Raw genomic sequence first — 10,508 nt, 5'->3', positions numbered from 1 at the left:
CGTCATGGCCGACCGGTACGTCGTTCCCACCGAGGACGGCTGGCAGGTACAGAAGAAGGGTGCCCAGCGAGCCAGCGCCAAGGCGGCGACGCAGGGCGAGGCCGTCGAGCGCGCCACCGAGATCGTCACCAAGGACGGTGGCGGCAAGGTCGTCGTGCACGGCACCGACGGGAAGGTCCGCGAGACCCGCGAGGTGAAGGCCGGGACGGACAACCCTCCCGCCGAGGCGGCCAAGGCCACTGCGAAGGCGAACGCCGAAGGTGCCCGCGCGAAGGCGCAGTCGGCGTCGGACAAGGCGTCCACCAGCGCGAAGAAGGTCGGCGACGACGCCAAGGCCACCGCGCAGAAGGACGCCGACCGGGTGCAGGAGTCGGCGAAGAAGGCCGCCGCGCAGGCCGAGGCCGGTGCGAGCGGAGTCGCCGACCAGGCGTCGAAGGCCGCGTCCGGCGACAAGTCGCCGTCGGCGGCGGCCAAGGACGCCGCCACCGTCGCGCAGGTCTCCGGCGAGCAGGTCGCCACCACCGCCTCGCGGGCCGGCGAGCGCGTCGCCAAGGACGCCACCCGCGTCGCCCAGCACGCCGGCTCGGAGGCCAGGGCCCGCGCCGACGAGGCGGGCGCCTCGGCCGCCGAGGCGGGCGACCGCGCCGCCACCGTGTCCGCCGGCGTCGCCTCGGAGCTCGAGGGCGCGGGCGACACCGCGGCCCAGCGGGTCAACCGGGCGAGCGAGGCCGCCGCCCAGCAGGTCGACCGGTCCGTGCGCGAGGCCGCCGACCAGGTCCGCGACAACGCGCCGACCTACAACCCGGTGCGCATCGTCGGCAACGCCGCCTCGATCGCGGTGAAGACCGGCTTCAGCCTCGCGGGCGCCGTGATCTCCACCGGGGGCCAGGTGCTGCAGTTCGCGGCCCGGAAGGTCACCGGGCGGGGCTGAGTCCGCCCGCACGCCGTCACGACGAAGGGCCCGCCCCCCGGGAGGGGGACGGGCCCTTCGTGTGTGCGCTGCGGCCGTCTCAGGCGGCGTGCGGGCCCGCCACGGAGCCGACGCGCGCGGCGCGGCGCATGGCCCGCCGGTCGTCCTCGCTGGTGCCGCCCCAGATGCCGGCCTCCTGGCCGGTGTCGAGGGCCCACTGCAGGCAGCCCCGCTGGAGCGGACAGCTGTGGCACACGGCCTTGGCCTCGGCCACCTGGGCGGAGCCCGGGCCGTGGGTGGTCAGGGGAAAGAACAGTTCGGGGTCGTGGTCGCGGCAGGCCGCGAGCTCCCAGTCCATCGTCGTGCTCGTCCAATCTCGCTCGTCGGGGTCAGCTCGGCCGTGCCTGCTCGGGCGAGCAGGGCGGCCGTGGTGCCGCCGGGCCCGACGCGGGACGCGCACGCGCGCATCTCGCGACGGCCCCTGCGGCACGGGTCGTGCGCCGGGCGTCGGTTCGTATCCGGGGGTCGTGCGGGTACGGTCCTCGGAGCGGCCCGGGGAGGGCCCGCGCCCCGGGGTCCGGAGCACCTCGTTCGCGCCTCTGGGTACTCATCTATGACGTCGAGGCGACCGGAACGGTTCCCCTCGGCCCGCGACGTGTCGTCACGGACACGGCCTCCGGGCATGCCGGTGCCGCGTATCAGCGAGCCCCCATGATCTATCCGTACAGCGCGTCGGGCAAACGCATTTGATCCGCGCCACCCTGACGAACGTGTGTGTCGTTTGTCACAGTGTCTGCTCACGTTCCGCCAACAGATCCTCGCGAACGGGTGGGGACCGATGTCCTGTGGAGCGATGCGCTGCGATTCCGTCCCCTGCGCGCGACACTGGAGCGGTCGGTTTCCCCGATCGGGCGACGGTCGGGCCGAGACCTCTGCGGGAGGGCGGACCGGTGAAGACAGCGCGACGGGCAGCACGCGACATCGTCATCTGGGTGACGATGACCGGCGGGATCGTCGCCCTGGTCCTCGGCCAGACGGTGATCGGCCTCATCGTGCTCGCCTTCGCGATCTGGCAGCTGGTGCTCGTCACCCGGCGCGGCGGCGGGCTGTTCGTCGACCAGCGTGCGGCCGACCGCCCGGGCAAGCCCACGGTCAGCTAGGCGGAGAGGTCACCCGGGGGTGCCGGGGTGATCGGGCGCGCTCCAGGATGGCGGCATGCGCTGCGCGGTGATCGGGGGGACGGGGTACGTCGGCGTGCGCCTCGTGCGGCGCCTGCTCGAGGAGGATCACGACGTCGCCGTGCTCGTCCGCGACCGCGCGAAGCTCGCGGCCACCGGGTGGGACGAGCAGGTCGACGCCGTCGACGGCGACCTGGCGGACCCGGCGGCGGTCGCCGCGCTCGTCGCCGGCGCCGACGCGGTGGTGCACCTCGCCCACGCCCTCGAGCGCCCCGACTTCCCCGAGCGCGACCGCGCCGCCGCCTGGACGGTCAGCACGGCGGCCGCCGACGCGGGGGTGCGCCGCCTGGTCTACCTCGGCGGGTTGCGGCCTGCATCCCCGGACCCCTCGCGGCACCTGTCCTCCCGCGCGGAGGTCGCCGACGTCTTCCTCGCCGGGGACGTCCCCGCCGCCGCGCTCGAGGCCTCGATCGTCGTCGGATCCGGCTCGGCGAGCTTCGAGATGATCCGCTACCTCGCCGAGCGCGTCCCCGTGCTGCCCGCGGTCCCGTGGCTCGCCCACCGCACGCAGCCGATCGCGATCGCGGACGTCCTGCACTACCTCGTGGGCGCGCTCCACCTGCCCGCCGACGTCAACCGGCGCTTCGACGTGGGTGGCCCGGACGTCCTGAGCTACCTGGAGCTCATCCGCCGCTACCTGCGCCTCGCGGGGCTGCCGCAGGGCGTCGTGGTGCCGGTCCCCGTCCCCGTTCCGCCGGGCGGGCCCGCGCTCGCCGGCCGGGTCGTCGAGGCCCTCACGCCCCTGTCGCGGCAGCTGGCGACGCCGCTGATCGAGTCCCTCGCCGACGACCTGGTCTGTGCCGAGGAGGACGTGCTCACCGTCATCGGGCCGCCGCCGGGCGGGCGCACGACCTACGACGCCGCGGTGCGCGCGGCACTCGGCCGGCGTGACGAGCCGCCGGCCCCGGACGACGACCCCGCCCTCGCCGGACCCACCGACCCCGCGGGCTCCGGGGGCACGGTGTACCGCTGGAGCACCACGGAGCCCTCGCCCGCCGACGTCACGGAGCTGTGGGCGGTGGTGGACGGCATCGGCGGCGAGGCGGGCTGGTTCGTGCCACTCGGCGTGTGGACGGTGTGGGGCTGGACCGACCAGCTCCTGGGCGGCGTCGGCGGGTACCGCGGACGACCCGCGCGCCGGGCGCTGGCCATGGGCGACGTGGTCGACGGCTGGTGCGTCGAGGTCGTCGAGCCGCGCGTGCGCCTGCGGTTCCGCTCGGAGATGCGCGCGCCCGGCCGGCTGACCCTCGAGCTCGCCGTCGACCCCGACGTGTCGGGCCACGGCTCGCACCTGCGCCTCGCCGTGCGCTTCGTCCCGACGGGCCTCGCCGGCCTGGTCTGGGGTCGCGCGCTGCTCGCCGGCGCGCCCGCCGTCTTCGGCGCCATGGCCCGCGGTATCGCCGCCCGCGCCGCCGTCATCCCCCTCGCGCCCCCCATGTGAGCGAAATTCCCGGCTATAGCCGGGAATTTCGCTCACATACGCCGAACGACCTACCCGGGCAGGAAGCGCGCCACGGCGTCGTGGACCGCGGCCGCGGGGTCGCCGCCGGCCCGGCCCGTGGCCGCGCGCTGGCGCGCCGCGCCCGTGCCGTCGGCGAGCAGGCGCGCGAGGCCGTCGCTCGCGCGCTCGTGGTCGCCGGCGTCGGTGAGCGCGTCGGCGACGTGCTCGCGCAGCGCCTCGAGCACCGCGGCGGCGGGCGCCGGGCGGCCGGTGCGCGGGTCGACGAGGTGCTCGCCGAGCCCCCGGCGCGACGCCCGCCAGTGCGCCAGCCGCAGCGCCTCGACCGGCGTGGCGGGCAGCGGGCCGCCCTCGCGGTGCTCGCGCGCCGCGGTGAGCACGAGCGCGCGGGCGAGCACCGCCACCAGCACGGCGTCGTCGACCTCGAGCGCCACGTCGGTCACCCGGATCTCCACGGTGCCCAGCTCGCGGGACAGGCGGGCGTCGAAGTAGACCATCGCGTCGTCGAGCACCGTGTCCGTCGCGAGCATCGCCGCGACGGCCTCGTCGTACGCGGCCAGCGACCCGAACACCCGCGTCGGGCCCGCGGACGGCCAGCGCGACCACACCACCGACCGGTAGCTCGCGTAGTCGGTGTCGTGGCCCCGCCAGTGCGGGGAGTTCGCGGCGAGCGCCCGCAGCGCCGGCAGCCAGGGACCCACCCGGTCGAGCACGCCGACGCCCTCCTCCGGCGAGGCCACCTCGACGTGCACGTGCTGCCCGCTCGTGAGCTGGGAGGTCGCGATCGCCCCGAAGCGGTCGGCGATCCGCCCGTAGCGCCCCTCGGAGACCGCGCCGGGCTCGCTCTCGACGTCCGGGGCGACCGGTGAGGTCGCGAGCCCCACGACGTCCACCCCCGACGCGCGGGCGGCCTCGCGGGCCTCGCGGCGGCGCCGGCGCAGGTCGTCGGCGAGGTCGTCGGCCTTGTGGTGCGGCGCGGTGGCCGTCTCGACCTGCTCGGTGCGCATCTCGCCGTCGAGGTCGCCGTCGGCCTCGTCGCGCACGGTGCCGGCCCGCCCGCGGGGCGCGCCGCTCGCGGGGTCGACGAGCAGCAGTTCTTCCTCGGCCCCGAACGGGGGCACCTCGGTCATGGTCTCCGTCTACCCGCTGGCGCTCGCCCGTCCTGCCCCCGCACGCCCGACGGCCTAGCGTGATCGGTGTGCGGGGAGACATCGAGGGGAGCACGCCGATCGGGGAGCGGAGCTCGACCCGTGGACGGGGTGACGGCGACGGCTGGGTGGTCTGCGACGCCGGGCACCGGCACTGGGGCCGGTACGGCGCGGCCGGGCTGCTGCTGCGCCACGGCGACTGCGTCCTGCTCGCGCACCGCGTCTGGTGGAGCCACCACGGCGACACGTGGGGCATCCCGGGCGGTGCGCGCGACAGCGGCGAGACGGCGCACGACGCCGCCCTGCGCGAGGCGGTCGAGGAGACCGGCGTCGACGCCTCCCGGGTGCGCACCACCGGCGAGACCGTCGACGACCACGGCGGCTGGTCCTACGTCACCGTCCACGCCCGGCTCGAGACCGGCGACCCCCCGGCGCTCGCCCCGACCGACGGCGAGGCGACCGAGCTGCGCTGGACGCCGGCCGACCAGGTGTCGGACCTGCCACTGCACCCCGGATTCGCGGCCTTCTGGGCCGGTGAGGACGCCGTCGACCGCCTACCGTGAGGGCATGGCGCCCGCAGCTCCCGCCCCCAGCGACTTCCTCGCCGTCGACGCCGACCTGAGTGCCGAGGAGCGCGACATCCGCGACGCGGTGCGCGACTACGCCGCCGCGGAGCTCTCCCCGCGCATCGCGGAGTGGTACGAGTCGAACACCCTGCCCCGCGACATCGCCAAGGGCCTGGGCTCGCTGGGGCTGCTCGGCATGCACCTCGAGGGCTACGGGTGCGCGGGCACCAACGCCACGAGCTACGGGCTGGCCTGCCGCGAGCTCGAGGCCGTCGACTCGGGTCTGCGCTCCTTCGTCAGCGTGCAGGGCTCGCTCGCGATGTTCGCCATCCACCGCTGGGGCTCCGAGGAGCACAAGCAGCGCTGGCTGCCGTCGATGGCCACCGGCGACGCGCTCGGCTGCTTCGGGCTCACCGAGGCCGACGCGGGCTCCGACCCGGGCTCCATGCGCACGCGCGCCCGCCGCGACGGCTCCGGACCGGACGCCGACTGGGTGCTCGACGGCTCCAAGATGTGGATCACCAACGGGACGCTCGCCGACGTCGCCGTCGTGTGGGCCCAGACCGACCCCGACGCCGGCTCGGCGGGCAGCAGTGGCATCAGGGGCTTCGTGGTGCCCACCGACACCCCCGGGTTCACCGCCAATGAGGTCAAGCACAAGCTCTCGCTGCGCGCGTCGCTGACCGCCGAGCTCGTCCTCGAGGGCGTCCGGCTGCCCGCCGACGCCGTGTTCCCCGAGGTCAGCGGGCTCAAGGGGCCGCTGTCGTGCCTCAACGAGGCGCGCTACGGCATCCTCTGGGGCGCGGTGGGCGCGGCCCGGGCCTGCTTCGAGTCGGCGCTCGCGTACGCGACCGACCGCGAGCAGTTCGGCCGGCCCATCGCCGGGTTCCAGCTGACCCAGCGCAAGCTCGCCGACATGGTCGTCGCGGTCAACCAGGCCGGGCTGACGGCCGCGCGGATCGGGCGGCTCAAGGATGCCGAGCAGCTGCACCCGGCCCAGGTCAGCTTCGGGAAGATGGCCAACGTCCGGGCCGCCCTCGACGTCGCCCGCACGGCGCGCACGGTGCTCGGCGGCAACGGGATCACGCTCGAGTACCCGGTGTTCCGGCACATGACCAACCTCGAGACCGTGCTGACCTACGAGGGCACCGAGGAGATGCACGCCCTGTCGATCGGGCAGGCGCTGACGGGCATCGCCGCGTTCCGCTGAGCCACCGGACCTAGCGCGGGGGAGCGCACTCCACGCGGTTGCGCCCCCCGTGCTTGGCGGCGTAGAGCGCGGTGTCGGCGCTGACCATGAGGCCGTCGAGGTCGTGCGAGGCCTCCGGGTACGACGCCGTGCCGATCGAGGCCGTCAGGCCCCGCACGACGCCGCCGCCGAGCGTGGGGGAGACGGCGACCTCGCACTCGCTGATCCGCCGGCGCAGGCGTTCGGCGGTGGCGCCGACCTGCTCGCGCCCGGCCTCGGCCACGAGGACGACGAACTCCTCGCCGCCGAAGCGCCCGACGGCGTCGTAGGGACGGACCTCGGTGCGCAGGGTGTCGGCGACCGCGCGCAGGACGGCGTCGCCGACGAGGTGCCCGTACCGGTCGTTGATCGCCTTGAAGGCGTCGATGTCGACCATGATCACGCCGAGCTCGCCGCCGCGGCGCCGCAGGCGGGCGAGCTCGCGGTCGGCCTGGTCGCGCCACGCCGACGCGTTCGCGAGCCCGGTCTTGGGGTCGGTGCGCGCGGCGCGGGCGAACTGCTGGATGAGGAAGCCGCGGTGCATGCCCATCACCGGGATGAGCAGCACCGGCAGCAGCCACGGCGTCGTCAGCGCCACGACGGCCAGCGCGGCGCCGAGGGCGAGCGCGCCGAGACCGATGAGCGTGTCGGTGGGCGCCCCGAGCCGCTTCCACCACGGCGTGCCGGGGGCGTTGAGGCAGATCATGAACACGACGAGGCCGTGGTTGACGACCCAGCGCGTCAGACCGGCGGCGACGAGCACGGCGAGCCCCACCGGGCCCGCGACCTTGGCCAGCAGGCCGCCGGGCATCAGCTCGAGCACGCCCCACGCGGCGACCGAGGCGATGAGGACGGTCGCCGCCGAGTAGGTCCACCGGTGCACGACGGGGCGTTGGCTGACCCGGAGCCACCAGTACGCGAACGTGATGACGACCAGGGCGAGCGCGAGCCCGAGGGGGAGCAGCAGCAGGCCGGCGAAGCTCCACACCGACTTGAGCTCGATGTAGGGCTGCCCGTCGGCGACGATCTCGCGGCGCCGCTCGATGCCGCGGGCGGTCTCGACGTGGACGACCAGCCCGAGGACGAGCAGGGCCAGCGCGCGCCAGTCGGCCGTGCCGATCGGCTCGAGCCCGGCGACTGCCACCGAGAGCGCGACGGCCAGGACGTCGATGACGAGCACGGCGACGACGACCCGGCGGGGTGCCTGCCACAGGCTCCAGCGCCGGGGGTCGAGGCGACGTCCCGGTGTGGTCTGCGCGACATCGGGCGTCGCGGACGAGCCGGACCCCGTGCCCGACCCGGTGGCGCCGTGACGGTGCCGACGAGCGGGACGCCAGGGACGCACCGACCCGCCCGGACCGGCCGGGAGGTCGGCGTCGGTGACTGCGCGTACCGAACGATCGGGCGGGACTGCTCCGGGCGCGGGAGTGAGCGCGGACCCGGGGTCGATGGGACCCCTCCAGGGTTCACGCGCCGTCACGATGAGTGACCTCCTCCCGGTCCGGCGGCACTCGCCACCGGTGGTGTCCGCGTGCGGAACACGGTACCGACGACCTGTGGATCTCGGCAGGAGGCGTCACCCATTGGGAAGAGATCACTCCGATGGTTGACGCCCAGTCGCCGTCTGGTCACACACCGCTTCTTTGACCAACATCGAGGGGCGGACGTGACGCGGAGTGCGGCCGGATGTGACAGTGCGGTCGCTCTCCGTCAACGCTGCGCGACCTGCGCACGGCGCTCGACGCCGTACTCGGGTTCACCACTCAGCGTGTGCGTTGGGCCACTTCCGTGTCGGCGGGACGACCCGTCCCGGCCGGCGCCGCGATCCCGACGAAAGGAACTCCCGTGGCCGACTCGAACTGGCACCGCGACTCCAACTGGCACTACGCGGACTCGAACTGGCACCGGGACTCGAACTGGCACTTCGCCGACTCCAACTGGCACTAGGAGTCGTGGCAAGGCCCCGCGTCGCGCGCCCCTCGGGCGACGCCGGCCCACCGTGGGAGCGAGGGACGCCCTCACTGCGCCCGACGCAGCGAGGGCGTCCCTCGCGTCACCCGGCCCGGGCACGCGCCCACGCCCTGGCGCACCCGAGCGCGACGAGCACGCCCAGCGCGCCGGCCAGGGCCACCGCGACCGCCGGTCCCGTCGCCTCGGCGAGCACGCCGGCGAGCAGGACGCCGAGGCCTTGGGTGACGCGCAGGGCGGTCACCGCGAGCCCGAAGGCCTGCCCGCGGTGGGCGTCGGGGACCGCCGCGACGAAGGCCGCGTTCGCCGGCACCTGGTAGGCGCACGCCAGCCCCGACACCACCCACAGGGCCACGACCCCCGCGAGCGGCGGGTCCAGCGCCGAGGCGATCAGCGGCACGCACGAGGCGACCGCGAGCGGGCCCAGCAGACGGTCGCGACGCCCGGGCGGCACGAGGCGCGCGAGCAGCACGATGCCCAGCGCCGCGCCGAGCGGGTTCGCCGCGAGCAGCAGCCCCACCGCGACCGGGCCGCCGCCCAGCGCCGCCGCGTACGGCGCCGCGAGCCCCTCGATCGTCACGACGAACGCCGACACGCAGGCGAGCGCCACCAGCGCCCGCAGCTTCCGGTCGCCCACGACGATCCGGGCGCCGTCGCGCAGGCCGGCGGCGCGCTCGGAGGCCCCGGTGGCGCGCTGCTCGCTCACCCCGAACTGCAGGATGGCCGCCGAGACCACGAACGTCAGCGCGTCGCCGAGCAGCGCGACCGGGACGCCGACCAGGGCCACCAGCGGTCCCCCGAGGGCGAAGCCGAGGACCTGGCCGCTCTGGTACGTCGTGCCCGAGACCGCCGAGGCGACGACGTAGCGCTCCCCGGTGAGCACGTGCGGCAGGATCGCCGCGCGGGCCGCCGCGAAGGGGGCGGCGATGAGCTGGCCGGCGACCACGAGCAGGCACAGGGCCCAGAACGGCACGCCTGGCACGGCCATCAGCGCGAGGATGCCGGCGCGCAGGAGGTCGCTGACGACCATCGTCAGCCGCCGCGGCGCCCGGTCCGCGATCCCGGAGAGCAGGGGGCCGGCGACGAGGTCGGGGAGGAAGGTCAGCGCGTAGGTCAGCGCGGTCAGGCCCGCCGACGCCGTCTCGGTGAAGACGAGCACCGCGAGGGCGACCCGCGCCACCTGGTCGCCGAGCACCGAGAGCAGCTGGGCGAGCCAGAGCGCGAAGAACTGGGGGTCGGTGAGGACGTCCCGGAACCGCGCACCGCCCGTGTGCGGACCGTCATCCTCGGTCACGGTGGGACGACTCTACGGTTCCCGGCGGCGACACGCCCGGAATCCGGTGACACTGGCGCCACAACAGCATCACGGTGCACACTGCACGGCGGTTGCGATCAGTTCGATCTCTGCCCGCGGACGAGGACGTTGGGGAAGACGCTTCTCGTCGAGTCGGAGGTCAGCAGTGAGCACCCGTGGCGTGATCTACGTCCACTCGTCGCCGTCTGCGGTCTGTCCGCACGTCGAGTGGGCGATCTCGGGCGTCCTCGACGCCCGTGTCGTGCTGGACTGGACCGCCCAGGAGGCGGCGCCGGGGACGGCGCGTGCCGAGGTGTCGTGGGCCGGGCCCGTGGGCACCGCGGCCCGTGTGGCGACCGCGCTGCGCGCCTGGGGCATGGTCCGCTTCGAGGTCACCGAGGACCCCTCGCCGGGCACCGACGGCGAGCGCTTCAGCCACGTCCCGGGGCTCGGTCTCTGGCACGGACGCACCAGCGCGAACGGCGACATCGTCCTCGGTGAGGACCAGGTCCGCGCCGCGCTCGCGGGCGCGAGCACCCGCGAGGCGCTCACGCGACGCATGGACGACATGCTGGGCACACGCTGGGACGACGCCCTCGAGGAGTTCCGTTTCGCCGGTGAGGGCGTGGCGCCCGCGCGGCTGCACCAGGTCGGCTGACCACGCGGCGCAGGACGCCCACCGATCGTGTCGGGGGAG

General features: G+C 75.2%; 10 protein-coding genes. 6 read left to right on the top strand and 4 right to left on the bottom strand.

The window, feature by feature from the left end; translation table 11 throughout:
* Nucleotides 1–4 precede the first annotated feature (4 nt).
* The gene (locus PHK61_RS15780; RefSeq protein WP_274281945.1) at nucleotides 5–931 is read left to right on the top strand and encodes a DUF2188 domain-containing protein; all 927 of its coding nucleotides are present in this window, start codon (nucleotides 5–7) and stop codon (nucleotides 929–931) included.
* 79 nt (nucleotides 932–1,010) lie between these two features.
* On the opposite strand, the gene PHK61_RS15775 is transcribed toward PHK61_RS15780, so the two are convergent.
* A complete protein-coding gene (locus PHK61_RS15775; RefSeq protein ID WP_274281944.1) occupies nucleotides 1,011–1,268 on the bottom strand; it encodes a WhiB family transcriptional regulator in 258 nt (85 codons plus the stop codon).
* A gap of 592 nt (nucleotides 1,269–1,860) precedes the next feature.
* Between PHK61_RS15775 and PHK61_RS15770 the strand changes: the two genes are divergently transcribed.
* Complete coding sequence (locus PHK61_RS15770) at nucleotides 1,861–2,070, top strand: hypothetical protein (RefSeq protein WP_274281943.1); 210 nt, start codon at nucleotides 1,861–1,863, stop codon at nucleotides 2,068–2,070.
* A 55-nt stretch (nucleotides 2,071–2,125) separates the two neighbouring features.
* Nucleotides 2,126–3,589: a DUF2867 domain-containing protein gene (locus PHK61_RS15765; protein WP_274281942.1), complete on the top strand. Its 1,464-nt coding sequence runs from the start codon at nucleotides 2,126–2,128 to the stop codon at nucleotides 3,587–3,589.
* A 50-nt stretch (nucleotides 3,590–3,639) separates the two neighbouring features.
* On the opposite strand, the gene PHK61_RS15760 is transcribed toward PHK61_RS15765, so the two are convergent.
* Nucleotides 3,640–4,737: a carboxylate-amine ligase gene (locus PHK61_RS15760; RefSeq protein WP_274281941.1), complete on the bottom strand. Its 1,098-nt coding sequence runs from the start codon at nucleotides 4,735–4,737 to the stop codon at nucleotides 3,640–3,642.
* Between the two features lie 68 nt (nucleotides 4,738–4,805).
* Here PHK61_RS15760 and PHK61_RS15755 point away from each other — a divergent pair, with 68 nt between their 5' ends.
* Together PHK61_RS15755 and PHK61_RS15750 are read left to right on the top strand one after the other, a co-directional pair.
* A complete protein-coding gene (locus PHK61_RS15755; protein ID WP_274281940.1) occupies nucleotides 4,806–5,318 on the top strand; it encodes an NUDIX hydrolase in 513 nt (170 codons plus the stop codon).
* 4 nt (nucleotides 5,319–5,322) lie between these two features.
* A complete protein-coding gene (locus PHK61_RS15750; RefSeq protein WP_274281939.1) occupies nucleotides 5,323–6,531 on the top strand; it encodes an acyl-CoA dehydrogenase family protein in 1,209 nt (402 codons plus the stop codon).
* Between the two features lie 10 nt (nucleotides 6,532–6,541).
* On the opposite strand, the gene PHK61_RS15745 is transcribed toward PHK61_RS15750, so the two are convergent.
* Nucleotides 6,542–7,729 (bottom strand): GGDEF domain-containing protein, encoded by a 1,188-nt coding sequence (locus PHK61_RS15745; RefSeq protein ID WP_274281938.1) that lies wholly within the window; start codon nucleotides 7,727–7,729, stop codon nucleotides 6,542–6,544.
* An 873-nt stretch (nucleotides 7,730–8,602) separates the two neighbouring features.
* A complete protein-coding gene (locus PHK61_RS15740) occupies nucleotides 8,603–9,811 on the bottom strand; it encodes an MFS transporter (protein ID WP_274281937.1) in 1,209 nt (402 codons plus the stop codon).
* A gap of 166 nt (nucleotides 9,812–9,977) precedes the next feature.
* Between PHK61_RS15740 and PHK61_RS15735 the strand changes: the two genes are divergently transcribed.
* Nucleotides 9,978–10,469 (top strand): DUF3145 domain-containing protein, encoded by a 492-nt coding sequence (locus tag PHK61_RS15735; protein WP_274281936.1) that lies wholly within the window; start codon nucleotides 9,978–9,980, stop codon nucleotides 10,467–10,469.
* Nucleotides 10,470–10,508 lie beyond the last annotated feature (39 nt).

Source organism: Actinomycetospora lutea, assembly GCF_028737205.1.
In the GTDB taxonomy this organism is placed as follows: Bacteria; Actinomycetota; Actinomycetes; order Mycobacteriales; family Pseudonocardiaceae; genus Actinomycetospora; species Actinomycetospora lutea.
This window is presented reverse-complemented; position numbering and strand designations above follow the sequence as displayed.

Coding starts and splice junctions, on each gene's coding strand:
- PHK61_RS15780 (WP_274281945.1), top strand. CDS start 5: ATGGCCGACCGGTACGTCGTTCCCACCGAGGACGGCTGGCAGGTACAG.
- PHK61_RS15775 (WP_274281944.1), bottom strand. CDS start 1,268: ATGGACTGGGAGCTCGCGGCCTGCCGCGACCACGACCCCGAACTGTTC.
- PHK61_RS15765 (WP_274281942.1), top strand. CDS start 2,126: ATGCGCTGCGCGGTGATCGGGGGGACGGGGTACGTCGGCGTGCGCCTC.
- PHK61_RS15760 (WP_274281941.1), bottom strand. CDS start 4,737: ATGACCGAGGTGCCCCCGTTCGGGGCCGAGGAAGAACTGCTGCTCGTC.
- PHK61_RS15750 (WP_274281939.1), top strand. CDS start 5,323: ATGGCGCCCGCAGCTCCCGCCCCCAGCGACTTCCTCGCCGTCGACGCC.